Below are 25,227 nucleotides of genomic sequence, written 5' to 3'. Positions count from 1 at the left end.
CGAGTAGTATGCGGCTTTTCTATTTCTGCAAAGTACTAAAGTTTAATCTTTAATCAGAGCAGAGCTTAGAAGCTGGAAATACAGAGTAGGAATTGATGCGCCTGTTAGGCTTTTAAATCATTACCTAAACTTGAGATAGTTGAGGTCTTGCCTTTATCGTTATACGTAAGGCTGGAGGCGTTTCTGCTGGCTTGTAAAGCTTGAGCGAAGCGATTGAGACTGGCTAAATTCATCTCAATTAAACTGGCATTTTGATCGTTCAATGCTTTGCATTCAGTTAATGCGTCTTTGACAACGGCCATTTTATGTACGAGTTCGGTTTGCTGAGTGAGTTGAGACTTATCAGTGTGGTTTGCCAAAATGTCATCATTAGTTTTGAGTTCTTTCAGACATTGTGATTTTTCGTTAGCAAGAGAAAGCAGTAAATCGGCGTTTTGGTCAACCAAAGCGCCTTTTTCCTTGAGTATGATTTGCTTAAGAACAGCCAAATGGGCGTGTTGTAGATCTACCAGTTTAGCTATTTCAGTCATAGTTACTCTTTATTCAAGTCATTAAGTTCGGCTTCAAAACTTGCAATATTGGCAGCCAACTTTTCAGGGTCAATTTTATAGCGGCCTTCGGCGATAGCCTGTTTAATTTCGGCCACTTTCTTTTGATCAACTTCAGGAAGGCTCGCCATTTTAGTCTGAGCTCCTTGCAGTTGTTGCGCTTGCGCTGTAATCACCACTGAGTCGGTTCTTTGTGGTGTTGTCGATTTTGTGGCAACTTGAGCAGATTGATCGCTGCTAGTTTTAGTTGCACCTGAACGAACTTGTGCGGTCGTTGCAGTGTTGAGTTTGCTAATATCAATTGCCATTTTCGGCTCCAGCGTCGTGTGTACGGGATTTCTTAACTGGGGTATCGGCAGCTTATAAAAAAGCTTTAGATTATTTTACATTCTTACTTCAACTTCGCCAATGCCCGTGACTATAGCATCTAGTTCTTTGTTTGAACTGCTATTTTTGACTCTGATCCGATCGCCTTTATTGCCATCTTGTAGGGCTTCGCCTACTGTTTTGAGTTCGAATGAGTTAGAACGAACATAAATAGATACCGAGTCGTTTTTACACACGAAGCATAAGTTATTGCTCAATATAGGATAATCCTTCGAGACGCGTCGTTTGACTCGCACACCAGCTAATTTACTTGGGTCATCAAATTCAGCGCCCCGTAAACTATTTTGCTCAATGTAACGGATTTCAACTTGGCTAGGGGAGATGAGTTCGCCAGGCGCTAAGGTTTCAGTTGAGACAACAACGGGGAATAAAATATCCACTCTAACCGAGATATAAATTTGCCAAGGGTAAGCGAGCTCTTGCGTATCGCAGCTGACTTTTAGGGTGTTATTACGGCTAATTTCCCTGTCACTCGCCAATTCAACCTTAATCGGCGACGAGCATTGTGACGGCAGCATTCTTGCGTCAACTAATTGCGGCGAAATATCGACTTTGGCATTAGTTGGCACAGATATTTTTTCTGAAATAAGCGCTTTAGCTAATTCTGAGATGGCCGATACGGTGGGAACAATAGGCTCTGCACTCGCAAAAGCGGGCATGAAGAGGGTGAAAACACTAAAAAAACAGACTAAATTTACTTTCATAATGAAGAGACTAGCTTGTAACGCCAGAATGCACCTATACTTTTATCAAGTTCGAAGCTGACCACTGTAATAATAATTTGCATCACTGTCAGAAGATTGACTCAGTTTCGACTATGTTTATCGATAGATAAGACGTAAGCAATTAATATGCCTATACTCAAACGAGTCATAGGGCCGTACATAAACAGAACAACAAGGCAGAGTTATGTCGAGTATTCTTGATTCAGTCAACAAACGAACCCAGCTCGTTGGTCAAAACCGTTTAGAATTGCTGCTTTTTAAGTTAAACGGTCGTCAACGGTTTGGGATTAACGTGTTTAAGGTGAAAGAAGTACTGCAGTGCCCACCACTGACCACTTTGCCTAAACTTAATCCTTATGTAAAAGGTGTCGCGCATATTCGCGGTACGACTATTTCAGTTATTGATTTGAGTGCGGCAACAGGCGGTAGACCTTTAGCGAGTACTGAAAACTGCTTCATCATTATTTCTGAATATAACCGCAGCGTTCAAGGCTTCTTAGTCAGTTCGGTTGAGCGGATTATCAACATGAATTGGGAAGCGATTATGCCTCCTCCTCAAGGTGCGGGTCGTTATTCTTATCTAACGGCTGTGACTGAGATTGAAGGTGAATTGGTTGAAATTCTCGACGTTGAAAAAATCTTAGATGAGATTTCACCGGTTAAAACTGCCATCAGTGAAGAAGCTAATGAAAAGCTGACCCTCGACAGAACCCAGCATTATCATATTATGGTTATCGATGATTCTGCCGTGGCGCGTAAGCAGATTATTCGTTCACTCGAGTCATTGAACTTACAAATTGATACCGCAAAAGATGGCCGAGAAGCATTAGATAAGCTCAAAGAAATCGCCAAAGAAATGGACAATGTTGCTGATGAAATCCCTCTTATTATCTCAGACATTGAGATGCCTGAGATGGATGGTTATACCCTGACCGCGGAGATCCGAGATGATCCTAAGCTCAAGCATATTAAAGTGGTACTGCATACGTCGTTAAGTGGAGTATTCAATCAGGCAATGGTTCAAAAAGTGGGGGCCAATGACTTTATCGCTAAGTTTAATCCCGACGAACTGGCTGCTGCAGTGAATAAGCACTTAAGTTTGTAAGTTCAGTAGTTAGTACCTATATATGCTTTACGCTATAATCTCGACTTTGTAACATGATGGTTTCGCACTGATTTTGGTGCTTGCAATAGGATTTAGGATGTGAATGTGCCAAATAAATCACTCGCTGAGGCTGAATATAATCAATTTAGATTGTTCTTAGAGCAACACAGCGGCATCGTACTGGGTGAAAATAAGCAATATCTGGTGCGCAGTCGTCTTGCTCCTTTAATGGGGAAATATAACCTGCCATCCTTATCCGATGTGGTTAAGCATTCGATGAAGCCAACGGAACGTGCGCTTCGGGCAGAAGTGATTGATGCTATGACGACCAATGAAACCCTGTGGTTTCGTGATCGTTATCCATTTGAGTTATTGCATAACGTTTTGTTACCTGAGTATAGTCGTTTAGGTCGTCCACTTAAGATTTGGTCGGCCGCGTGTTCGTCTGGGCAAGAACCCTATTCACTGGCGATGACGATTCTTGAGTATCAACAAAAGAAGCCTGGTGCACTTGCTGGTAGTGCTTCGATTCAAGCTACGGATTTATCGCCTTCCATGTTGGAACGCTGCAAAAATGCTGAGTACGATAGCTTGGCATTAGCACGCGGTTTATCCGAAGAGCGTAAGCGTCAGTTTTTTGATGCTTTGCCTTCAGGCAATATGAAGTTAAAGGATAATGTTAAGCGTTTAGTGAACTTTAGAGCACATAATCTGCTTGAAAGTTATAGCTTACTTGGTAAGTTCGACATTATTTTTTGCCGCAATGTGCTGATTTATTTTGCGCCTGAGGCAAAGGCAAAAATTTTGCGGCAATTCGCTGCCGCTCTTAATCCAAAAGGCATTCTATTTCTTGGTGCTTCCGAATCTATCGCTGGTTTAACGGACGAGTTTGATATGGTCCGTTGTAACCCAGGGATTTATTACCAGAAAAAGACTTAAGTCTACAGCTTTAAAGAAAATTACCGACATTTGTCGGTAATTTTTTACCCATCACTTGCTTATCCTAATTGTTATTTTCATTGTCTCCTGATGTTGGCACATGAATTGCTTTGTTTCCGTGAGTAACACGAGGAGGCAATTTTATGGCGATCAATTTTGATAATGCACTGGGTGTGCATCAGTACACTCTCGGTATTAGAGCGCAGCGAGCTGAAGTCATTTCGAGCAATATCGCTAACGCCGATACGCCACATTATAAAGCCCGCGATGTTGATTTTTCTGCGGCAATGCAGGCCGCACGAGGCCAACAGCAGCAGCGTAATAGTCTTGAAATGCAAGAGACAGACAAGCATTTTGGACTTGCTGAGTTGACGGGGCAATTTGTTAAGTTCCGCGTGCCAAATCAACCTGATACCGGTGATGGCAATACCGTTGATATCCAACAGGAACAATCGGCATTCATGCAAAATGCTCTTGAATATCAAATGTCATTAGGTTTTTTAGACAGTAAGTTTAGTGGCATGAAGAAAGCGTTGAGAGGGGATTAATCATGAGTTTATTTAGCATATTTGATGTTGCTGGCTCGGGAATGTCGGCTCAATCGGTCAGGTTGAACACCACTGCGAGTAACATAGCTAACGCTGATTCCGTCTCGAGTAGCGTAGATAAGACCTATCGTTCCCGTCATCCTATTTTCGAAGCTGAAATGGCCAAAGCGCAAAGTCAGCAACAAGCCTCTCAAGGTGTGGCGGTAAAAGGCATTGTTGAAAGTGATAAACCACTACTAAAAGAATACTCGCCCGATCATCCGATGGCGGATGCGGACGGCTTTATTTATAAACCGAATGTTAATGTCATGGAAGAAATGGCAGATATGATTTCTGCTTCGCGCTCATATCAAATGAATGTTCAAGTCGCTGAAGCAGCTAAGTCTATGCTGCAACAAACACTTGGGATGGGTAAATAACATGTGTTACTTAGGAGGTAAGCTGTGAGCCTCATTAATCAAATTAACCAAGCATCGGCGCAGACGGCTCAAAATAAGAGTCAATCAAATGCTGTGACGACCAACTCATCAACCAGTTCAACGGGTAATCCGTTTCTTGATGGCATACGACTGCCAAAAGATTCGATAGTACCGGAAGCGAAAAGCCAACAATTAACTCAAGATGATTTTTTCTCGTTATTAAGCCAACAGTTATCGATGCAGGACCCTTTTAAGCCCGTCGACAACGACCAAATGATTGCGCAGATGGCATCATTTTCGACAGTTGATGGTATCAGTAAGTTAAATGATGAAATAGTTAACTTAAACAGTGTTATGACGTCGAGCCAAGCACTGCAGGCATCGGGACTCGTTGGTCGCAAGGTGTTGATCCCAACTGATACTGGCAATATTTCAGCTGAAAGCCCAACGATGAAAGGTGTGGTCAGTACCCCTAATAAAATTCCAGAGATTACTGTGCGTGTTGAAGATGAGAAGGGCCAAGTTGTGACCACCTTTAAAGTCGATGGCAGTGACGGTGGTAACGTCGATGTGAACTGGGATGGTTTAGATAAAGATGGAAAACCTGTGACCGCAGGCAACTATACGATTAAGGCGAGTGGGTTAGTTGATGGAAAATCCCAAGAACTGCCTGTTTCAACTTATGCCCATGTGACCAGTGTCTCTCTTGGTACGGCCAGTACTGGCGCCATTCTCAACTTGAGAGGCGGTATGGGGATCAAGTTAACCGATGTGTTAGCTGTGTCTGAAACTTAAATTTATACAAGATAATTTTTTAGAATCCGAATTGGGCGTTAGTTGTCCGCAATTGAATAGAGTCAAAAGTAGAGGTGAATTATGTCGTTTAACATTGCATTGAGTGGCATTTCTGCCGCACAGAAAGATTTAAACACCACGGCGAACAACATTGCGAATGCGAATACCATTGGCTTTAAAGAGTCGCGTGCTGAATTTGCGGATGTTTACGCTAATTCTATCTTTTCAAATTCTAAAACTGCTGTCGGTGGTGGTGTTGCAACGAGTCAAGTCGCCCAGCAATTCCATCAAGGCAGCTTACAGTTGACAAGTAATTCACTCGATATGGCAATTAAAGGTGGTGGTTTTTTTGTCACTGCTTCTGAAATAGGCAGTCTTGACCATTCATTTACTCGAGCAGGGGCATTTAAAGTCGATTCAAATAACTACATGGTTGATTCTGCTGGTAATTTTTTGCAGACATTCCCTGTGGATAAAGATGGTAATTCGACATCGGTAAGTTTGACTACAGCGAAACCAGTGCAGATCCCGGATACTGCAGGTAGCCCTGTAAAAACTGAAAATGTCAGTTTACAAATGAATCTAAATGCTAAGGAAAGTACCCTTGACCCTGCTGCATTCGATCCTCTAGACCCTAAGACGTACAATAATGTTACTTCAATGACAATGTATGACTCACTCGGTGAGCCACATATCATGACAACCTATTTTGTTAAGCCTAATGATGCCTCTTATAATGGAGAGAGCAATTGGGTGGCTTATTACGCTATTGATGGTAAACAAGTCGATTTAGCTGGTGCTGCTGGTACTTATCAAACGGATACTACGGGCGATGGTAACCCTGACTCAACCGGTACAGCGCAAACAACTAGCGGTTGGAAGGGCTCTGTACTTAAGTTCAATTCTGTTGGTGTCTATACCGGTAGTGATCCAGCGGTCGTTAAGACTGAGACTTTAGGTGTGGGTGGTGCAGGCGTTTTAGGTGCTGGAGCGGATGGAACTCAAGACTTAACTATTAAGTTTAATGCGCCAACGCAATATGCTGCTCCTTTTGCGGCAACAGAGTTAACACAAGACGGTACTACTGTTGGTCGTTTAACTAACGTTGAAATTGGTGCTGATGGTTTAATTACTGCAAGTTACTCGAACGGTTCAACTGTGCCTTTAGCACGGGTTGCCTTGGTTCGATTTGCTAACGAACAAGGTTTAACACAAGTGGGTAATACGTCGTGGAAAGCCAGTTTGAATTCTGGCCCGGCTCTTGCTGGTGAGGCAAACAGTGGTACTTTTGGTAGCATAAGTTCATCGGCGTTAGAGCAATCGAATATCGATTTGACCACTGAACTGGTCGATTTGATTTCGGCGCAGCGTAACTTCCAAGCGAACTCTCGTACCCTTGAAGTGAACAACACACTGCAACAAACCGTATTACAAATCCGCTAATCATTACATTGTTTGACTAAGTGTTGCCGCCAGTGGCAACACTTAGCCTTTATCCTGCTATCAATTCACTTCATTTCCTTATTCTTCAATTCTATCAGTAAATTAAATGTCAATTTTATTGGCACGATGCTTGCTTTGCTATTGTCATGTAGAAAATTTGACGGAGCAGTCTGTGGACAAATTCCTTTATGTCGCCATGAGTGGCGCCAAGCAAAATATGAATGAGCTGGCGCTCCGTGCGAACAACTTAGCCAATGCTAATACCGACGGTTTTAAATCCGATATGGCACAAGCTCGCTCGATGCAGGCCTTCGGTGAAGGATTGCCTTCCAGGGTGTTTGCGATGACAGAATCTCCGTCAGCTAATTTTCGCTCTGGTCCCATAAAAACCACTGGACGAGATCTCGATGTTGCCATTAAAGGCGACGGCTGGTTTGCCGTGCAGGCAAAAGATGGCAGTGAAGCCTATACCCGCTCAGGCAGTTTAAGTTTCGACTCTACGGGTTTACTACACAATGACAGGGGAAATCCTGTTATGGGAGATGCGGGCCCCATAGTGTTGCCGCTCCCTATTGAGAAGGTTTCAATTTCTCAGGATGGCATTATTTCTGTTCGACCTCAGGGCGCTACCGCTGAAGTGGTGGAAGAAGTTGGTCGCTTGAAACTCGTTAATCCCGGCAATGCGCAGATGATGCGTGGTGAAGATGGATTATTTCGACAAATGTCAGGAGAACCAGCACCAGCCGATCCTAGCGTAGGTATTGAAAGTGGTGCAGTGGAAGGCAGTAACGTAAACCCTGTCGATGAAATGGTGTCTTTGATTGACCTTCAGCGTCAGTTTGAATTGCAAGTCAAGATGATGAAAACCGCGGAAGAAAATGATCGCGCTTCATCCTCATTAATGCGTATTAGTTAGGAGATAGATTATGCATCCGGCGTTATGGATTAGTAAAACTGGCTTAGACGCACAGCAAACTGACATTGCGGTGATCTCAAACAACGTGGCGAACGCCAGCACTGTGGGCTACAAGAAAAGTCGTGCAGTATTTGAAGATTTGCTTTACCAAACAGTTAACCAAGCGGGCGGTGTCAGCGCTTCTAACACTAAGTTACCTAATGGGTTAAACATAGGTGCGGGTACCAAAGTCGTCGCCACACAGAAAATGTTTACCCAAGGCAACATGCTGACTACAGATAACTCATTGGATTTGATGATTGAAGGCCCAGGCTTTTTTGAAATCCAGCTACCTGATGGTACTGCAGCCTATACCCGAAATGGTCAGTTTACCTTAGACGATACGGGCCAGATTGTGACACCCGGTTCTGGCTACTTGTTGCAACCCGCGATCACTATTCCTGACAATGCGACCAGTATTACCGTTTCCGCGGAGGGTGAAGTTTCAGTGAAAACCCCTGGTACTGCTGAGAACCAAGTTGTGGGTCAGTTGACTATGACGGATTTTATTAATCCATCGGGTCTAGATCCCATGGGGCAAAACTTATACACGGAAACTGGTGCGAGCGGCACGCCAATTCAAGGTACCGCTTCGTTAGATGGTATGGGAGCGATTCGTCAAGGCGCCTTAGAAACCTCTAACGTTAACGTGACCGAAGAACTGGTGAACCTTATCGAAAGTCAGCGCATTTACGAGATGAACTCAAAAGTGATTTCAGCGGTAGATCAAATGCTGTCTTATGTGACTCAGAATTTATAGAGGCAAACATCATGGCTAGATATCTTGTGGTGGCCGTCGCGTTATTGCTTGCAGCCTGTAGCTCGACGCAAAAGAAACCCCTTGCGGATGATCCCTTTTACGCGCCGGTATACCCAGAGGCTCCGCCAACAAAAATTGCCGCGACTGGCTCTATTTATCAAGACAGTCAAGCATCTAGCTTGTATTCGGATATTCGTGCTCACAAAGTGGGTGACATTATCACTATCGTTTTGAAAGAGTCGACTCAAGCTAAGAAGAGTGCAGGCAATCAGATTAAAAAAGGCTCCGACATGACTTTAGACCCCATTTTTGCCGGTGGCAGTAACGTGTCTATTGGCGGAGTGCCAATTGATTTACGTTATAAAGATAGCATGAACACTAAACGTGAATCGGATGCGGATCAGAGCAACAGTTTAGATGGCAGCATCTCGGCAAACGTGATGCAAGTGTTGAATAACGGCAGCTTAGTGATCCGCGGCGAAAAATGGATCTCAATCAATAACGGTGATGAGTTTATTCGTGTCACTGGTCTCGTTCGCTCGCAGGACATTAAACCCGATAACACTATCGATTCAACGCGAATGGCCAATGCCCGTATTCAATACAGTGGCACAGGCACTTTTGCAGATGCTCAAAAAGTAGGCTGGTTAAGCCAGTTCTTTATGAGCGACTGGTGGCCCTTCTAAGGAGTCGTATCATGAAATATAAGCTGATGTTAACTATTGCCGTGCTAGTGTTTTCTCTACCTAGTCAGGCTGAACGAATTAAAGATATTGCCAATGTGCAGGGCGTACGCAGTAACCAGTTGATCGGTTATGGCTTAGTGGTTGGTTTGCCGGGAACGGGTGAAAAAACCAGTTATACCGAGCAAACCTTTATGACTATGCTCAAAAATTTCGGCATTAATCTTCCTGACAACGTCAAACCAAAGATTAAAAACGTTGCTGTGGTTGCCGTACACGCCGATATGCCAGCTTTTATAAAACCGGGTCAAGATCTTGACGTGACCGTATCTAGCTTAGGCGAAGCCAAAAGTTTACGCGGTGGCACCTTATTACAGACCTTTTTGAAAGGGGTAGACGGTAATGTGTATGCCATAGCCCAAGGTAGTTTAGTGGTGAGTGGTTTTAGTGCCGATGGTTTAGATGGTTCAAAGGTGATTCAAAATACGCCAACTGTAGGTCGTATACCCAATGGCGCGATTGTTGAGCGTAGTGTAGCAAGCCCATTTTCAACTGGCGATTATTTGACGTTTAACCTACGTCGTTCGGATTTCTCTACTGCGCAGCGAATGGCCGATGCGATCAATGATCTATTAGGTCCAGATATGGCGCGTCCTTTAGATGCGACGTCTGTTCAGGTAACAGCTCCACGAGATGTATCACAACGGGTCTCCTTTTTAGCAACGCTTGAAAACCTTGATGTTGTACCCGCAGAGGAATCTGCCAAAGTGATCGTCAATTCTCGAACTGGAACCATAGTGGTTGGACAAAACGTGCGCTTACTCCCTGCGGCGATTACCCATGGCGGCATGACTGTCACTATTGCTGAGGCAACACAGGTTTCGCAGCCTAACGCGTTGGCAAATGGCCAAACTGTCGTGACGGCGAATACAACAATTGGTGTAGAGGAAAGTGACCGCCGTATGTTTATGTTTAATCCAGGCACTACGCTGGATGAGCTGGTTAGAGCGGTTAACTTAGTCGGTGCAGCCCCTTCAGATGTGTTAGCAATACTTGAAGCGTTAAAAGTGGCAGGAGCTTTGCATGGTGAACTTATCATCATCTAATTTCTGTCGGGAAAATCATGGAAAAGCTTTCAAGTTCATCACATTTTCTTGACCTGGGCGGGCTAGATTCACTCCGCGCCCAGGCTCAGAAAGATGAGAAGGGCGCCTTGAAAAAGGTTGCCCAACAATTTGAAGGTATTTTCGTGCAAATGCTGATGAAAAGTATGCGCGATGCCAATGCGGTTTTTCAGTCTGATAGTCCACTCAATAGCCAATACACTCAGTTTTACGAGCAGATGCGCGATCAGCAGTTATCGGTCGATTTATCTGACAAAGGTGTATTGGGCCTTGCCGATATGATGGTGCAGCAACTCTCTCCCGAAACAAGTCATTTCACGCCTGCATCGGTATTGCGTGACGATGGTGGCATGAAAATGCTCCACGACGATAAAGCGCTTAATGTACCTATGCAGAGTTCAGCTGCTCCAGTAGTTGAACCCACAGTTGTAAATCATGGTGTGCCGGCTGCTATCGCTCGGCCTGTATTTGAACCGGATAGAGCTGAAGATGCAAATTCATCAATGGACATTGATGCGCCTAATCGTTCACTGGCGATTGATACGCCTAAGCCGAGCTGGAGTGAACAATCACTTTCAGTGGTAGAACCTGTGATTAGCGGCCAAGTTTTGCCGACGGCAGCATTTAGGGAAACCCAAAAAATTGTCAGGTTTGGTAGTCGAGAAGAATTTTTAGCGACCTTATATCCACATGCTGAAAAAGCGGCAAAAGCATTAGGTACTCAACCAGAAGTATTGTTGGCGCAATCGGCGCTTGAAACTGGCTGGGGACAAAAAATTGTTCGCGGCAATAACGGCGCACCGAGCCATAACCTATTCAATATTAAAGCTGATCGCCGTTGGCAGGGCGATAAAGCGAACGTCAGCACCTTAGAATTCGAACACGGTGTGGCAGTGCAGCAAAAAGCTGACTTCCGTGTTTACAGTGACTTTGAACATAGCTTTAACGATTTTGTGTCCTTCATTGCTAATGGTGATCGTTATCAAGATGCGAAGAAAGTGGCAGCGTCCCCAACTCAGTTCATTCGAGCTTTGCAGGATGCGGGTTATGCCACAGATCCTCGATATGCTGAAAAAGTCATTAAAGTGATGCAGTCCATCAGTGAAGAGCTGAAATCAATTCTGCCAGGAGAAGACAAATGATGAACCTTACAACCCTGTTTGTTCATAGGAGTGTCAACTAATGGCCGTTGATCTGCTGAATATTGCGCGAACTGGGGTGCTTGCCTCCCAGTCGCAACTGGGTGTCACCAGTAATAACATTGCTAACGCCAATACCGCGGGTTACCACAGACAAGTGGCAACTCAGTCGACTCTTGAATCGCAGCGTTTAGGTAGTAGTTTTTATGGCACAGGAACTTACGTAAATGACGTTAAGCGAATCTACAATGACTATGCCGCAAGAGAGTTGCGCATTGGCCAAACAACGCTCAGTGCCGCCGAAGCCAGCTATGGTAAATTGAGCGAACTCGATCAACTGTTTTCTCAGATAGGCAAAGTGGTGCCACAAAGCTTGAATGACCTGTTTTCAGGGCTGAATAGCGTGGCGGACTTACCCGCCGATTTGGGCATCCGTAGCTCGACCTTAACGAATGCGCAGCAAGTTGCCAGCAGCCTGAATCAGATGCAGTCGTATTTGAATGGCCAGCTCGATCAGACTAATGACCAGATAACTGGCATGACTAAACGTATTAATGAGATAGGTACAGAACTCGCCAACTTAAACCTAGAGTTGATGAAGTCGCCGAATCAAGATGCGCAGTTGCTCGATAAGCAAGATGCACTCGTTCAAGAGCTGAGCCAGTACGCCCAAGTGAATGTCATCCCGCAAGAAAATGGCGCCAAGAGTATTATGCTCGGTGGCTCTGTGATGCTGGTTTCCGGTGAGATTGCCATGAGTATGGGAACTCAAGCGGGTAACCCATTTCCTAAAGAGTTACAGCTTAACTCAAGTATTGGCTCGCAAAGCGTTACAGTCGACCCAAGTAAACTTGGCGGTCAGCTAGGAGCCATGTTTGATTATCGTGACCAGACGTTAATTCCCGCAGGTCATGAGCTTGACCAATTAGCGTTGGGCGTGGCGGATAACTTCAACAAAATGCAAGCGCAAGGCATTGACCTCAATGGGCAAGTCGGTGCCAATATCTTTAAAGATATCAACGATCCTATGATGTCCTTGGGTCGTGTAGCAGGTTTTTCTGATAATGCGGGTAATGCAACGTTAGGCGTTACCATAGATGACACCAGTTTATTAACTGGCGGTGCCTATGAACTGTCATTTACTGCGCCTGCAACTTATGAGTTGAGAGATACGGAAACGGGGGCGATAACACCGCTGACGTTAACTGGCTCGACGTTATCGGGTGGTGCTGGATTTTCAATTGACATAAAAGCAGGCGCTATGGCGTCTGGCGATCGTTTTGCCATTCGCCCAACAGCGGGCGCCTCAAATGGCATTGAAGTGGTCATGAAAGACCCTAAAGGCATTGCCGCCGCATCCCCAAAGATTACCGCTGATGCCGCTAACTCGGGTAATACCCAAGTTAAGTTGACTCAAATTGGCAATCGCAATGCCGCAAATTTTCCTGTGACGGGCAGTGAATTGACGATAAAGCTCGACACTACTGCTGTACCTCCAACCTATGAAGCATTCGACGCCGCGGGAACATCCCTTGGGGCTGCAGCCCCTTATACGCCTCCGAGTATTAGCGCTTTTGGTTTTACCTTTGAAGTTGACAGCAAAGCAGCTGCAGGCAATGACAGATTTACCTTCGATTTATCCTTCGCAGAGGGGGATAACTCTAATGCTGTCGCTATGGCTAAGTTGAGCGAAAGTAAAGTGATGAATAATGGTAAATCGACCTTAGCGGATGTGTTCGAGAACACTAAGCTCGACATTGGCAGTAAAACGAAAGCGGCCGAAGTGCGTACAGGTTCGGCAGAGGCCGTGTATCAGCAAGCTTATGCGCGAGTAGAGAGTGAGTCGGGCGTGAACTTAGATGAAGAAGCCGCAAATTTAATGCGTTTTCAACAAGCTTATCAAGCCTCTGCGCGGATCATGACGACCGCACAGCAGATTTTTGACACCTTATTATCCTCAGTGCGTTAGGAGATTTAACTATGCGATTATCATCCGCGCAGATCTTTAATCAAAGCATTACCAGTGTGCTGCAAAAGCAAACTGCGACCAGCAAAATTCTTGACCAATTGAGTAGTGGTAAGAAAGTCAACACTGCTGGTGACGATCCTGTGGCGTCGCAGGGTATCGATAATCTGAATCAGAAAAATGCACTCGTCGATCAGTTCATTAAGAACATTGATTATGCAACGAATCACTTACAACAAACCGAAAGTCAACTTGGCCAAGCGGATACATTAGTATCTAGCATGAAAGATATGATGCTAAGGGGGTCAAACGGCAGTATGACTGAGGCAGAGCGGCAAACAATTGCCGATGATATGCGTAAAAGTCTGGATCAATTACTGACGATTGCGAATACCAAAGATGAATCGGGAAATTATCTCTTTGCAGGTAATAAAACGGACACCCAACCATTCGAATTCGATAACAATGGTCAAATTATTTACTCAGGCGACTCAGGCGTTCGTAATAGCATGATTGCTACAGGTATTCAGCTTAATACTAATGTGGCTGGAGATACCGCTTTTATGAAGTCACCCAATGCAATGGGCGATTATAGCGTCAATTATTTGCCGTCCCAACAAGGTAATTTTAGTGTATCTAGCGCTAAGCTAGCTAACGCGACACCTTCTCTCTCTGATTACACTGTTTCATTTCTAGATGATGGTGCTGGTGGCATTAATGTCGAAGTCACCGACAACGCTATTCCCGCTAATATCATCTCCCCCGCAGCGGCGTTCGATCCCGCTGTGCCAGTCACTTTTGACGGTGTTGAACTAAAAATTGCCGGCGAGCCGAAGATAGGTGACAGCTTTACCCTTCACCAAGAACCAGAGGTTAGCATTTTCAATACCTTAAATAAGGCGATTGCTCTTTTTGAAAATGCTAACCAAGTGCAGACGCCTGCGGGACAGTCTGAGTTGGCACAGTTATTGAATAATGTTGGCAGTGGTGTCAAACAAATGAGTCAGCAGCAAGGCTTAGCAGGTAACAGTTTAAAGATACTGGAAAAATATACTGATAAGCACACTGATGAGAAATTGATTAACACCTCGGCATTATCCAAATTGGAAGATGTTGATTATGCCACTGCGATAACTGAATTTGAGAAGCAACAACTCGCACTCAATGCCGTATCCAGTGTGTTTAGTAAAGTGGGTTCTGTATCGCTGTTTGATTACATCTAGATCGAATGCCTTCTGAACCGAAAGCGCTAAAACAAGACGGTCTTCAATGATGAAGGCATCAAGGTCTAAAAGTTAAGTCATTAAAGTTAAGCAAATAGAGTTAAGCACGTTAAGTAAAGTTGCAGCAATTGATGGCAACAAGATTTAGCCAGGCTTCCACGTCTTGGCACCCAACTTAGAAGAGGAATGTAACATGGCTATTTCAGTAAACACCAACGTCACATCAATGAAGGCACAAAACCAATTAAATGGTGCCAATTCGAGGTTATCGACGTCAATGGAGCGTTTATCATCGGGCATGCGTATTAACAGCGCCAAAGATGATGCAGCAGGTTTGCAAATTTCTAACCGCATGAGCAGCCAGATTAACGGTATCGGTGTTGCCATGCGTAACGCTAACGACGGTATATCCATTGCGCAAACCGCCGAAGGTGCAATGCAGGAGTCAACCAATATTCTGCAGCGGATGCGTGACTTATCTTTACAATCGGCTAACGGTTCTAATTCTGGTGATGATCGTGCAGCAATGCAAAAAGAATTAAGTGCGTTACAATCTGAACTCACCCGAATTTCAGATACCACATCATTTGGTGGGCAAAAATTACTTGATGGCTCTTACGGGACGCAATCTTTTCAGGTAGGTGCGCAAGCAAATGAGACTATTGATGTGTCATTAAAGTCTGTTGGTGCAGCAGATATTGGTAATTACAAGGCAAAAGCTTTGGGCACAGCTGCTGGGGATTATGGTAACGGCTTTTCTAATACAGCTGATAATGGTGTAGCAGGGGGGACAATGATCCTCACGAAAGGAAGCAAGTCGACAACTGTAACTGCACTAGCAGGGGATACCGCTTTAGAAACGGCAAGTAGGATAAACAAAGCTGGAACCAGTGTTAAAGCCACTGCTCAGACAGTTGTACAAGCTGATGTGACTACGGCTTTCGCTACTGGCACTTTGACAATGAATGTTAATGATGGGACTACAACATCTGCACTCGACTTATCTGGTGTTTCAGATAATGAACAGCTTACCAAATTAATAAACGAGTTTTCAGGCGAAAGTGGAGTTTCCGCAAAGTTAGAGGATGGTAAGGTAACAATTACGAGTTCAACAGGTAAGGATATTAGTTTTGCTGGTGGTGCTACGGGGACTGGAGGACTATCTGTTTCAAATATGTCATCAGGAGTTTTGACTGGTACTGATACCATTGTTGGTGGTACTGCAAAAGTGGTTACTGCAGCAGGTTCGGTTTCGTTAAGTTCATCATCAGATTTTACCTTAGGTGGAACAGGTGCTGGTGAGTTATCGACTGATACTGGCGGCAATTTTACTGGTGTGAACTTGGTTGATATTTCAACTGCTGCCGGTGCTCAAGCTGCAATTGATATTATTGATGGTGCTATTAGCGGTATTGATGGTTCTCGATCTGATTTGGGCGCGGTGCAGAATCGCATGAGTTTTACCATCAGTAACTTGAGTAATATTCAGTCTAACGTGACTGATGCCCGTAGCCGTATTCAGGATGTAGACTTTGCCTCTGAAACAGCACAGCTAACTAAGCAGCAGATTTTGTCTCAGACCTCTTCTGCAATGTTAGCTCAGGCTAACCAGATCCCGCAAACAGCATTGTCATTGTTGGGTTAATCAAGCTTACCAGCTAAGCGTTACTATAAAACAGGCCTCTGGCCTGTTTTTTGTTTGTTGATTTTAAAGTGTTTTTATATTTAAAAACCGTAGTTCTAAATTATTTAAAACTTTCCCTAAAGGTTTTTTCTGCAGCGCCGTTACAGTGTATGTAGAAAATAAACTTTGCCTGACACAACTGACAGGCACTATATCAAGTTAGGTAGAGGGCAATAATTATGGCTATTTCAGTAAACACCAACGTCACCTCAATGAAGGCGCAAAACCAGTTAAATGGCGCTAATTCTAAGCTATCGACTTCGATGGAGCGTTTATCATCGGGCATGCGCATTAACAGCGCCAAAGATGATGCGGCAGGGTTACAAATTTCAAACCGCTTTACCAGTCAAATTAATGGTATTGGTGTAGCGATGCGTAATGCTAATGACGGTATATCTATTGCGCAAACCGCCGAAGGTGCAATGAGCGAATCGACTAATATTTTACAGCGCATGCGTGATTTATCGCTGCAATCGGCTAACGGTTCTAATTCGGCGGATGATCGTGCTTCAATGCAAAAGGAAGTAATTGCATTGCAGTCTGAACTTACCCGTATTTCTGATACCACATCTTTTGGTGGACAGAAGTTACTTAACGGCTCTTTTGGAACACAATCTTTTCAGGTAGGTGCGCAAGCAAATGAGACTATTGATGTGTCATTAAAGTCTGTTGGTGCAGCAGATATTGGTAATTACAAGGCAAAAGCTTTGGGCACAGCTGCTGGGGATTATGGTAACGGCTTTTCTAATACAGCTGATAATGGTGTAGCAGGGGGGACAATGATCCTCACGAAAGGAAGCAAGTCGACAACTGTAACTGCACTAGCAGGGGATACCGCTTTAGAAACGGCAAGTAGGATAAACAAAGCTGGAACCAGTGTTAAAGCCACTGCTCAGACAGTTGTACAAGCTGATGTGACTACGGCTTTCGCTACTGGCACTTTGACAATGAATGTTAATGATGGGACTACAACATCTGCACTCGACTTATCTGGTGTTTCAGATAATGAACAGCTTACCAAATTAATAAACGAGTTTTCAGGCGAAAGTGGAGTTTCCGCAAAGTTAGAGGATGGTAAGGTAACAATTACGAGTTCAACAGGTAAGGATATTAGTTTTGCTGGTGGTGCTACGGGGACTGGAGGACTATCTGTTTCAAATATGTCATCAGGAGTTTTGACTGGTACTGATACCATTGTTGGTGGTACTGCAAAAGTGGTTACTGCAGCAGGTTCGGTTTCGTTAAGTTCATCATCAGATTTTACCTTAGGTGGAACAGGTGCTGGTGAGTTATCGACTGATACTGGCGGCAATTTTACTGGTGTGAACTTGGTTGATATTTCAACTGCCGCAGGTGCTCAAGCTGCGTTAGCAACTATTGATGGTGCTATTAGCGGTATTGATAGTTCTCGTGCAGACCTAGGTGCGGTACAAAACCGTATGAACTTCACCATCAGTAACTTGAATAATATTCAGTCTAATGTAACCGATGCCCGTAGCCGTATTCAGGATGTAGACTTTGCCTCAGAAACCGCTCAGCTAACTAAGCAGCAGATTTTATCGCAAACGTCTTCAGCTATGTTGGCACAGGCTAATCAGATCCCACAAACTGCCTTATCTTTACTATAATAAACTTTAGGGCTTAAGTTGATTAATCAAAGGGAGATTCGGCAGCGATTCTCCCTTTTTGTCTTAATTATGGGCGATAACGCGATATCTGTATTTAGCTTCTAAAATAATTTGTCAGAATGTGTGAGATTGGCCTGTAAATTGCTGCTCTGATTAGCGTTGATGAGGTGTACCATGGATGTAAATAACCTAGCTGTGCCAGTTTTTTCGAATGTGACGATGAAACCGGAAAACAGTTCGACAATGTTACATAAACAAATACAAACCGATGCCGGTGTACCAGCGGTTGCCAGTGGAAATAAGCCCACATCAAACCGTGATGTTAATTCCTCAGATAAGGTCGCGGCAGTGGCTGATGTTTCCCCTGAAGAGTTGCAGCAAGCGATTGACGATATTTCTGCCAATATGGAAATGATGCAAAAAGGCTTAGCATTCAACATCGATGAAGAGTCTGGTGTGCAAGTGGTTAGGGTGGTTGATATTAAAACGGGTGACTTGATCCGGCAAATCCCCAATCAGGAAGCCTTAGATATCGCTCGTAAATTAAGTGAGATAACTGGCGTGTTAATGAAAACGGAAGTTTAAGATTTTTCTCGTGATAGTGTTTAAGTGTGATTAACGTAGGTGAGTAGCGTAGCTAAGTAGAGGTTAATATGGGCTTGACATCGGTAGGTATTGGTTCCGGCATGGATATTGGCGGCATAGTTACTGCGTTAGTTAACGCAGAAAGTGCTGGGAAAATCGCCAAATTTGATGTCAGTGAAGGCAAACTTAATGCGCAAATTTCCGGTATTGGTGCGTTAAAAAGTGCCATGTCTGAATTTAATGATAAGTTGAAAACATTAACCAAATCAGAAACCTTTGGCAGCCAAAAAGTTGCTATATCTACTAAAGATTACCTCTCCGCCACCGTTGATAAAACCGCAGTGTCGGGCAGTTATCAAGTTAAAGTGGATCAACTTGCCCAAAGTCAAAAAGTGGGTTCTGCTGTTGCTACAAACGCAACCTCACCGATAGGTGAAGGTTCGTTATCTATCGGCGTGGGCAGCGGCACAGCGTTTAATATCGATGTGTCTGCAACAGATTCTCTCACTGATATCATGAATAAGATTAATAAATCTGACGATAATACCGATGTTACGGCAACTATTGTCAATGGTGAATTGGGGCCTCAGCTTGTGTTAGGGTCTAAAAAGACAGGTGAAGATAACCTAATATCCGTTACTGCAACGAATACTGGTGCCGGTACTGGCTTATCGGAGACATTTACCATGAGTGAACTGACACCCGCGAAAAATGCCATAGTGCATATCGATGGGGTAAAAGTGGTCGCTCAATCAAATAGCCTAAAGGAAGCCATTACTGGGGTATCTTTAACGCTTACTGCTGCCGATATAGACAAAACAACGACTCTTACAGTGAGTAAAGATACTGAGACATCTAAAACAGCCATTGAAGGCTTTGTCGAGTCTTACAATAGTTTGATGAAAACAGTAAAAGATCTCACGGGATATAACCCTGATACTAAAAAAGCGGGAATATTGCAGGGTGATACCCTGCCTCGCAGCATTCAAAGCCAGTTGCGCAGTATGTTATCGAGTGGTTTTGAGACTTCAGATGGCACTCAAATGCTGGCAAACTTAGGTGTAAAAACTACCCGCGAGGGCTTATTAGAAGTTGACTCGACTAAATTAACTGAAGCTATTAAAAACGACAAAGGAACTATTGCAGAGCTGTTTGCAACAGAAGACACAGGCCTTGCGTCAAAAATGTCGAGTTTGGTTGATACCTATATTAAATCTGGTGGTGCAATTGATGGCCGTGATAGCTCACTCGATGAACAATTATCTCGTATTGCCGACAGTCGTGTGCAATTGAATACTCGTATGACAGCGTATAGTGATCGTTTATATAAGCAGTATAATGCTATGGATTTAATGGTTGCTAACCTAAATTCCCAATCAAGCTCGCTATTATCAAGAATCGATTCTCTTCCTGGTGTTGTTAGACAAAGTAAATAAATAGAGTCGAAATTTTGGCATAGTCGCTATTACTAGATATGTAAACGAGGGTAATTTGGATAAGATCATTCAGCAGCTAACAGATGTTAATAGCAACATATTGTTAAAGCTGGGAAAAATTGATAACTCTAACCCTGCTGATGAAATTTTTTATGTTTTGGTATTAGAATTGCAAAGCCTTATTGAGCAGCGCGAAGTATGTTTGAAAACCTTAGTGTCTAATAGCGAGTTTATCGATCGACAGTTCTTAGTAGACCAGTTTAATTTGAGTCAAACTTTAATTTTACGGTCAACGAAAGTGATGGAGGATTGTCGAGCACTCGCGCAGGTAGATAATAATGCTAAGCGCCATATTAAAGCTTATAAAGCAATAGAATCAAATAGGTAGGTATTTATGCGCGGATCAATGCAATCATATCGAAAAATCTCTGTGGAAAGTGATCTGAGCGTGGCTTCTCCGCATCGTGTCATTCAAATGTTATTTGCGGGCGCATTAGAGCGTCTAGCCCAAGCCAAATGCGCGATAGAGCAAGGTGATATTGCTAAGCGTGGCCTATTCATGGGGAAAGCTATTGGTATTGTCTCCGGTTTGAATGGCAGTTTAAATATGGATGCTGAAGGTGATGTCGCAAGTAATCTAACAAGATTATACGATTTCATGTTACGAAGAATGTCAGAAGCTAATATCAACAATGATGCTCAAGCGATTGATGAGGTTGTCGTCATTCTTAAAACAATTAAAGAAGGATGGGATGCTATTCCCACCGACAAACATAATTTGTCATCTTATCCCGAATAGACTTAAATTATGTTCTAGAAATAATGCATTAGAGACGCACTGGTTGCGTCTTTTTTTTGGCTCAAAGTCAAATGTTTGACGTTTTTAACTAGAATCATGGCATAAATGAACTAAAATCAATTCAGTTTGGCATAAACCTCATCTGAGGCTTGCTTCTCGTCTGCTGATAATACAATATTCATCACAGTAGTGATGGTGGCACAGATTGTTACATTGAATTTGTTAAGCTTTTACAGCAACTAATCATAAATAATTAATGCGAATTAATACATATTAGAGCTTTACGGCCTACTGAATGATGCAAACAGATCAACGAATTTTACTTATCGGCCCCCCATCAGAGCGATTAAATCGCCTGTGTTGCATTTTTGATTTTTTAGGTGAGCAAATTGTACAAATTGACGCCGAAAAATTAAGTGCTAGCCTCCAAGATACCCGTTTTAGAGCTTTAGTTATCCTAACTGATGTTATGGATGCAGAGATGCTTAAAAACATCGCGGGTCAACATCCATGGCAACCTATGCTGTTGCTTGGTAACGTTGACGATCTGCAAGTATCTAACATTCTCGGAAATATTGAGGAACCTTTAACCTATCCTCAACTCACTGAACTATTACACTTCTGCCAAGTATTTGGCCAAGTTAAGCGTCCTCAAGTCCCCACAAGTGCGAATCAAACTAAGTTATTCCGAAGCTTGGTGGGACGCAGTGATGGTATTGCTAATGTTAGGCATTTGATTAATCAAGTAGCGACATCTGAGGCAACCGTGCTTGTACTGGGTCAATCGGGTACAGGTAAAGAAGTGGTTGCTCGTAATATCCATTATTTGTCTGAACGCCGTGATGGCCCTTTTATTCCAGTCAACTGTGGTGCTATACCACCAGAGTTGTTAGAGAGTGAACTTTTTGGCCATGAGAAGGGATCATTTACTGGGGCAATATCCTCTCGTAAAGGCCGTTTCGAATTGGCTGAAGGCGGCACACTATTTCTCGATGAAATTGGTGACATGCCATTGCAGATGCAAGTTAAATTGCTTCGTGTACTGCAAGAACGGGTATTTGAGCGTGTTGGCGGCACTAAGACCATCAATGCCGATGTGCGCGTTGTAGCAGCGACACATAGAGATTTAGAAACCATGATCAGCGTGAATGAGTTCCGCGAGGATCTCTATTACCGCCTAAACGTATTCCCGATTGAAATGCCTGCGCTATGTGATCGCAAGGACGATGTGCCTTTGCTATTACAAGAGTTGGTTAGCCGAGTCTACAACGAAGGCCGTGGCAAGGTGCGTTTTACGCAGCGTGCGATAGAGTCGTTAAAAGAACATGCTTGGTCGGGTAACGTGCGTGAGCTGTCTAATTTAGTCGAACGCCTCACCATTTTATATCCGGGTGGATTGGTTGATGTTAACGACTTACCCGTTAAGTATCGCCATATCGATGTGCCCGAATATTGTGTTGAGATGAGCGAAGAGCAACAGGAACGTGATGCTTTGGCTTCTATCTTTAGTGATGAAGAGCCGGTTGAAATCCCTGAGACGCGTTTCCCTAGTGAGCTACCACCTGAAGGCGTGAACCTTAAGGATTTATTAGCAGAACTGGAAATCGACATGATACGTCAGGCGCTAGAGCTGCAAGATAACGTTGTTGCTCGCGCGGCTGAGATGCTCGGAATACGTCGTACAACGCTAGTAGAAAAAATGCGTAAGTACGGAATGACCAAAGATTAGTTTTCTATTTTATTGTTATATAAGTAGTTTTAACCTCTAAAGTTCAATTTCTAATTTGGCATAGATACTGCAGTCACTCCGTCATAAGCAATTTTTTGACGGAGTGACTATGTCAGCCAAACCACTAGCGCAAATTGAGTCATTCAAGCACACTAGCAAACAATGGAACCAACTGCGTGAGGCCGCTAATATGTCCAATCGAATGGAGCATATTTTACAGGCTATGCCATCCGGCGTGGTGATTATCAATGGCGACGGTATAGTCACGGATGCCAATCCGGTTGCAGTTGAATTACTAGAGCGCTCCTTGTGTGGCGTTCGCTGGATTGATGTGATCCACAGTGCCTTTGCGCCACAGGATGATGATGGCCACGAAGTGTCACTGCGTAATGGCCGCCGCGTTAAATTAGCCATTACGCCACTGACGCCAGAGCCTGGTCAATTAATTGTGTTAACTGATCTGACTGAAACTCGATTATTACAGAAAAATCTATCCCATCTACAACGCTTATCTGCACTGGGTAAAATGGTTGCGACCTTGGCACATCAAGTGCGCACGCCTTTATCTGCCGCTTTGCTATATGCCTCTAATCTTGCAAGTCCTAAGTTATCCGATGCCGCTAAAGCAAAATTCCAGCAAAAGCTTGTTGATAGACTCAATGAACTGGAGCGTCAGGTTAACGACATGCTATTGATGGCGAAAGGCCGTCAGGATGAACTCGGAGATTTGATTACGCTTGCTGAGGTTATCGACAATGTATTGGCAAATTGTGAGCCGATAGCGGCTAAGCAAGGTTGTGACTTGTCATTTGATGATGCATCAAGCAGTTCAATGTTAGCCAATTCAAATGCATTAAGCTCGGCAATCAACAATTTAGTGATGAACAGTATCGAAGCTGGCGCCACTGAGATTCGTATTCAAGCGGCAGAAGAGGGCGAACAGTTGCTACTGAATGTCATCGACAATGGCAAAGGTTTAGATGCCAATATGCAGCAGAAGGTACTTGAACCTTTCTTTACAACTAAGTCGCAGGGAACTGGGCTCGGGTTAGCGGTTGTGCAATCTGTGGTGCGTAATCATGGAGGACAACTGCAATTAAGTTGCTTACCGAATAAAGGTTGCACTGTGTCTTTAGTCTTCCCAAGGGCTAAATCTGCGGTGATATTACCTTTGGAGATTACCCATGTCTGAAGCAAAGTTATTGCTCGTTGAAGATGATGCCTCATTGCGTGAAGCCTTGTTGGATACCTTAATGTTGGCTCAGTATGAGTGCATTGATGTTGCCTCCGGTGAAGACGCTATCTTAGCCTTGAAACAACATCAATTTGATTTAGTCATTAGTGATGTGCAGATGCAAGGCATTGGTGGGTTAGGATTATTAAACTTCCTACAGCAACATCATCCTAAGTTGCCAGTGTTGTTGATGACAGCTTATGCCACGATTGGTAGTGCGGTGGATGCCATTAAATTAGGCGCTGTCGATTACTTAGCGAAACCTTTTGCGCCAGAAGTCTTGCTCAATCAAGTGTCCCGCTATTTGCCGTTAAAACAAAATGTGGATCAGCCAGTTGTTGCCGATGAGAAGAGTTTAGCTTTATTAGCACTGGCTCAGCGGGTTGCTGCATCCGATGCTTCGGTCATGATCTTAGGCCCAAGCGGCTCGGGTAAAGAAGTCTTGGCCCGTTATATTCATCAACACAGTAGCCGTGCCGATCAAGCTTTTGTGGCCATTAACTGTGCTGCAATTCCCGAGAATATGCTTGAAGCTACCCTTTTTGGTTATGAAAAGGGCGCATTTACTGGCGCCTATCAAGCGTGTCCGGGGAAATTTGAGCAGGCTCAAGGTGGCACTTTGCTGCTAGATGAAATCTCTGAGATGGATTTAGGCTTACAAGCTAAGTTATTGCGGGTATTGCAAGAGCGTGAAGTTGAGCGTTTAGGCGGCCGTAAAACCATTAAGCTCGATGTACGCGTGCTTGCCACATCCAATCGCGACTTAAAAGCCGTGGTAGCCGCCGGTGGATTTAGGGAAGATCTCTACTATCGAATCAACGTGTTCCCCTTAGCTTGGCCCGCATTAAGTCAACGTCCTGCGGATATTCTGCCTCTTGCGCGTCATTTACTGGTTAAGCATGCCAAGGCATTGAATGTCGCCGATGTGCCTGAGTTGGATGAAAATGCACGTCGACGTTTATTGAGTCATCGCTGGCCGGGGAACGTACGTGAACTCGATAATGTTATACAGCGGGCTTTGATATTAAGAGCCGGTCAAGTGATCACCGCCAATGACATTATTATCGATGCGCAGGATGTGATTTTAGGCGGCGAAGACCTAGATCAATTTGCTGCCGAGCCAGACGGTTTAGGGGAAGAGCTTAAAGCGCAGGAGCATGTGATTATTTTAGAAACCCTTAATCAATGCCAAGGAAGCCGCAAACTGGTCGCTGAAAAACTGGGGATAAGCGCCCGAACCCTAAGATACAAGATGGCAAGAATGCGTGATATGGGCATTCAACTGCCAAATTAGTCTTTAAATTCAAGTGATAATCTTGCAGCCTCCCCATGAGTGTGAGGCTGCATTTATTAAGATATACCACCGCAAAAGT

At 44.0% G+C, this 25,227-nt stretch carries 25 protein-coding genes; 22 read left to right on the top strand and 3 right to left on the bottom strand.

From position 1 onward, the window contains the following. Window positions 1-104: 104 nt before the first annotated feature. The 3 genes from AYJ58_RS17480 to flgA form a co-directional block, all read right to left on the bottom strand. Complete coding sequence (locus tag AYJ58_RS17480) at window positions 105-530, bottom strand: flagella synthesis protein FlgN (protein ID WP_106651094.1); 426 nt, start codon at window positions 528-530, stop codon at window positions 105-107. A gap of 2 nt (window positions 531-532) precedes the next feature. After that, on the bottom strand, window positions 533-856 hold the full coding sequence (gene flgM / locus AYJ58_RS17475; RefSeq protein ID WP_106651093.1) for a flagellar biosynthesis anti-sigma factor FlgM: 324 nt from the start codon (window positions 854-856) through the stop codon (window positions 533-535). 75 nt (window positions 857-931) lie between these two features. Further along, window positions 932-1,639: a flagellar basal body P-ring formation chaperone FlgA gene (gene flgA / locus AYJ58_RS17470; RefSeq protein WP_106651092.1), complete on the bottom strand. Its 708-nt coding sequence runs from the start codon at window positions 1,637-1,639 to the stop codon at window positions 932-934. A gap of 205 nt (window positions 1,640-1,844) precedes the next feature. Here flgA and AYJ58_RS17465 point away from each other — a divergent pair, with 205 nt between their 5' ends. The 22 genes from AYJ58_RS17465 to AYJ58_RS17360 all read left to right on the top strand — a co-directional run bounded on the left by AYJ58_RS17465 (window position 1,845) and on the right by AYJ58_RS17360 (window position 25,148). Beyond that, entirely contained in the window at window positions 1,845-2,765 is a 921-nt protein-coding gene (locus AYJ58_RS17465) for a chemotaxis protein CheV (RefSeq protein ID WP_006082431.1), read from the top strand. A 99-nt stretch (window positions 2,766-2,864) separates the two neighbouring features. Further along, window positions 2,865-3,704 (top strand): CheR family methyltransferase, encoded by an 840-nt coding sequence (locus AYJ58_RS17460; RefSeq protein WP_006082430.1) that lies wholly within the window; start codon window positions 2,865-2,867, stop codon window positions 3,702-3,704. 143 nt (window positions 3,705-3,847) lie between these two features. Continuing rightward, window positions 3,848-4,252, top strand: coding sequence for a flagellar basal body rod protein FlgB (gene flgB / locus AYJ58_RS17455; RefSeq protein ID WP_011847319.1), 405 nt, complete (start codon window positions 3,848-3,850; stop codon window positions 4,250-4,252). Between the two features lie 2 nt (window positions 4,253-4,254). Then, the gene (flgC, locus tag AYJ58_RS17450) at window positions 4,255-4,671 is read left to right on the top strand and encodes a flagellar basal body rod protein FlgC (protein WP_006085646.1); all 417 of its coding nucleotides are present in this window, start codon (window positions 4,255-4,257) and stop codon (window positions 4,669-4,671) included. A gap of 24 nt (window positions 4,672-4,695) precedes the next feature. Continuing rightward, window positions 4,696-5,466: a flagellar hook assembly protein FlgD gene (flgD, locus tag AYJ58_RS17445; protein ID WP_106651091.1), complete on the top strand. Its 771-nt coding sequence runs from the start codon at window positions 4,696-4,698 to the stop codon at window positions 5,464-5,466. A gap of 81 nt (window positions 5,467-5,547) precedes the next feature. Next, window positions 5,548-6,909 (top strand): flagellar hook protein FlgE, encoded by a 1,362-nt coding sequence (flgE, locus tag AYJ58_RS17440; RefSeq protein ID WP_106651090.1) that lies wholly within the window; start codon window positions 5,548-5,550, stop codon window positions 6,907-6,909. Window positions 6,910-7,081: 172 nt separating this feature from the next. Further along, window positions 7,082-7,825: a flagellar basal-body rod protein FlgF gene (gene flgF, locus AYJ58_RS17435; RefSeq protein WP_106651089.1), complete on the top strand. Its 744-nt coding sequence runs from the start codon at window positions 7,082-7,084 to the stop codon at window positions 7,823-7,825. A gap of 10 nt (window positions 7,826-7,835) precedes the next feature. After that, window positions 7,836-8,624 (top strand): flagellar basal-body rod protein FlgG, encoded by a 789-nt coding sequence (flgG, locus tag AYJ58_RS17430; protein WP_006085642.1) that lies wholly within the window; start codon window positions 7,836-7,838, stop codon window positions 8,622-8,624. 11 nt (window positions 8,625-8,635) lie between these two features. Next, the gene (flgH, locus tag AYJ58_RS17425; RefSeq protein ID WP_106651088.1) at window positions 8,636-9,310 is read left to right on the top strand and encodes a flagellar basal body L-ring protein FlgH; all 675 of its coding nucleotides are present in this window, start codon (window positions 8,636-8,638) and stop codon (window positions 9,308-9,310) included. 11 nt (window positions 9,311-9,321) lie between these two features. Beyond that, a complete protein-coding gene (locus tag AYJ58_RS17420) occupies window positions 9,322-10,413 on the top strand; it encodes a flagellar basal body P-ring protein FlgI (RefSeq protein WP_106651087.1) in 1,092 nt (363 codons plus the stop codon). A 17-nt stretch (window positions 10,414-10,430) separates the two neighbouring features. Next, window positions 10,431-11,573 (top strand): flagellar assembly peptidoglycan hydrolase FlgJ, encoded by a 1,143-nt coding sequence (flgJ, locus tag AYJ58_RS17415; protein ID WP_106651086.1) that lies wholly within the window; start codon window positions 10,431-10,433, stop codon window positions 11,571-11,573. Window positions 11,574-11,613: 40 nt separating this feature from the next. Continuing rightward, window positions 11,614-13,539 carry a flagellar hook-associated protein FlgK gene (gene flgK / locus AYJ58_RS17410; RefSeq protein WP_106651085.1) on the top strand — a complete coding sequence of 642 codons (1,926 nt, stop codon included), beginning with the start codon at window positions 11,614-11,616 and terminating at the stop codon, window positions 13,537-13,539. A gap of 11 nt (window positions 13,540-13,550) precedes the next feature. After that, a complete protein-coding gene (gene flgL / locus AYJ58_RS17405) occupies window positions 13,551-14,759 on the top strand; it encodes a flagellar hook-associated protein FlgL (RefSeq protein WP_106651084.1) in 1,209 nt (402 codons plus the stop codon). Between the two features lie 193 nt (window positions 14,760-14,952). Then, the gene (locus tag AYJ58_RS17400; RefSeq protein WP_106651083.1) at window positions 14,953-16,404 is read left to right on the top strand and encodes a flagellin; all 1,452 of its coding nucleotides are present in this window, start codon (window positions 14,953-14,955) and stop codon (window positions 16,402-16,404) included. 218 nt (window positions 16,405-16,622) lie between these two features. Then, window positions 16,623-18,071 (top strand): flagellin, encoded by a 1,449-nt coding sequence (locus AYJ58_RS17395; RefSeq protein ID WP_106651082.1) that lies wholly within the window; start codon window positions 16,623-16,625, stop codon window positions 18,069-18,071. Window positions 18,072-18,245: 174 nt separating this feature from the next. After that, a complete protein-coding gene (locus AYJ58_RS17390; protein WP_232790832.1) occupies window positions 18,246-18,656 on the top strand; it encodes a flagellar protein FlaG in 411 nt (136 codons plus the stop codon). Window positions 18,657-18,724: 68 nt separating this feature from the next. Beyond that, the gene (gene fliD / locus AYJ58_RS17385; RefSeq protein WP_106651081.1) at window positions 18,725-20,092 is read left to right on the top strand and encodes a flagellar filament capping protein FliD; all 1,368 of its coding nucleotides are present in this window, start codon (window positions 18,725-18,727) and stop codon (window positions 20,090-20,092) included. A 55-nt stretch (window positions 20,093-20,147) separates the two neighbouring features. Continuing rightward, on the top strand, window positions 20,148-20,480 hold the full coding sequence (locus tag AYJ58_RS17380) for a hypothetical protein (protein ID WP_106651080.1): 333 nt from the start codon (window positions 20,148-20,150) through the stop codon (window positions 20,478-20,480). A gap of 6 nt (window positions 20,481-20,486) precedes the next feature. After that, complete coding sequence (fliS, locus tag AYJ58_RS17375) at window positions 20,487-20,891, top strand: flagellar export chaperone FliS (protein WP_106651079.1); 405 nt, start codon at window positions 20,487-20,489, stop codon at window positions 20,889-20,891. Between the two features lie 295 nt (window positions 20,892-21,186). Next, window positions 21,187-22,620, top strand: coding sequence for a sigma-54 dependent transcriptional regulator (locus AYJ58_RS17370; RefSeq protein WP_106651078.1), 1,434 nt, complete (start codon window positions 21,187-21,189; stop codon window positions 22,618-22,620). 109 nt (window positions 22,621-22,729) lie between these two features. Next, window positions 22,730-23,812, top strand: a complete 1,083-nt coding sequence (locus tag AYJ58_RS17365; RefSeq protein ID WP_106651077.1) for a sensor histidine kinase — start codon at window positions 22,730-22,732, stop codon at window positions 23,810-23,812. Further along, window positions 23,805-25,148, top strand: a complete 1,344-nt coding sequence (locus AYJ58_RS17360) for a sigma-54-dependent transcriptional regulator (protein WP_106651076.1) — start codon at window positions 23,805-23,807, stop codon at window positions 25,146-25,148. Before AYJ58_RS17365 ends, AYJ58_RS17360 begins: the two co-directional genes overlap by 8 nt. Window positions 25,149-25,227 lie beyond the last annotated feature (79 nt).

The sequence above is a fragment of the Shewanella sp. Pdp11 genome (assembly GCF_002838165.1).
Classification (GTDB): Bacteria; Pseudomonadota; Gammaproteobacteria; order Enterobacterales; family Shewanellaceae; genus Shewanella; species Shewanella hafniensis.
Note: the sequence above shows the minus strand (reverse complement) of the source record. Positions and strands in the feature narration are given on the sequence as shown.

Bases quoted from the DNA above. Each gene is read 5' to 3' on its own strand.
- AYJ58_RS17480 (WP_106651094.1), bottom strand. From the start codon at position 530: ATGACTGAAATAGCTAAACTGGTAGATCTACAACACGCCCATTTGGCT.
- flgM (WP_106651093.1), bottom strand. From the start codon at position 856: ATGGCAATTGATATTAGCAAACTCAACACTGCAACGACCGCACAAGTT.
- flgA (WP_106651092.1), bottom strand. From the start codon at position 1,639: ATGAAAGTAAATTTAGTCTGTTTTTTTAGTGTTTTCACCCTCTTCATG.
- AYJ58_RS17465 (WP_006082431.1), top strand. From the start codon at position 1,845: ATGTCGAGTATTCTTGATTCAGTCAACAAACGAACCCAGCTCGTTGGT.
- flgB (WP_011847319.1), top strand. From the start codon at position 3,848: ATGGCGATCAATTTTGATAATGCACTGGGTGTGCATCAGTACACTCTC.
- flgC (WP_006085646.1), top strand. From the start codon at position 4,255: ATGAGTTTATTTAGCATATTTGATGTTGCTGGCTCGGGAATGTCGGCT.
- flgE (WP_106651090.1), top strand. From the start codon at position 5,548: ATGTCGTTTAACATTGCATTGAGTGGCATTTCTGCCGCACAGAAAGAT.
- flgG (WP_006085642.1), top strand. From the start codon at position 7,836: ATGCATCCGGCGTTATGGATTAGTAAAACTGGCTTAGACGCACAGCAA.
- flgH (WP_106651088.1), top strand. From the start codon at position 8,636: ATGGCTAGATATCTTGTGGTGGCCGTCGCGTTATTGCTTGCAGCCTGT.
- AYJ58_RS17420 (WP_106651087.1), top strand. From the start codon at position 9,322: ATGAAATATAAGCTGATGTTAACTATTGCCGTGCTAGTGTTTTCTCTA.
- flgJ (WP_106651086.1), top strand. From the start codon at position 10,431: ATGGAAAAGCTTTCAAGTTCATCACATTTTCTTGACCTGGGCGGGCTA.
- flgK (WP_106651085.1), top strand. From the start codon at position 11,614: ATGGCCGTTGATCTGCTGAATATTGCGCGAACTGGGGTGCTTGCCTCC.
- flgL (WP_106651084.1), top strand. From the start codon at position 13,551: ATGCGATTATCATCCGCGCAGATCTTTAATCAAAGCATTACCAGTGTG.
- AYJ58_RS17400 (WP_106651083.1), top strand. From the start codon at position 14,953: ATGGCTATTTCAGTAAACACCAACGTCACATCAATGAAGGCACAAAAC.
- AYJ58_RS17395 (WP_106651082.1), top strand. From the start codon at position 16,623: ATGGCTATTTCAGTAAACACCAACGTCACCTCAATGAAGGCGCAAAAC.
- AYJ58_RS17390 (WP_232790832.1), top strand. From the start codon at position 18,246: ATGGATGTAAATAACCTAGCTGTGCCAGTTTTTTCGAATGTGACGATG.
- fliD (WP_106651081.1), top strand. From the start codon at position 18,725: ATGGGCTTGACATCGGTAGGTATTGGTTCCGGCATGGATATTGGCGGC.
- fliS (WP_106651079.1), top strand. From the start codon at position 20,487: ATGCGCGGATCAATGCAATCATATCGAAAAATCTCTGTGGAAAGTGAT.
- AYJ58_RS17370 (WP_106651078.1), top strand. From the start codon at position 21,187: ATGATGCAAACAGATCAACGAATTTTACTTATCGGCCCCCCATCAGAG.
- AYJ58_RS17365 (WP_106651077.1), top strand. From the start codon at position 22,730: ATGTCAGCCAAACCACTAGCGCAAATTGAGTCATTCAAGCACACTAGC.
- AYJ58_RS17360 (WP_106651076.1), top strand. From the start codon at position 23,805: ATGTCTGAAGCAAAGTTATTGCTCGTTGAAGATGATGCCTCATTGCGT.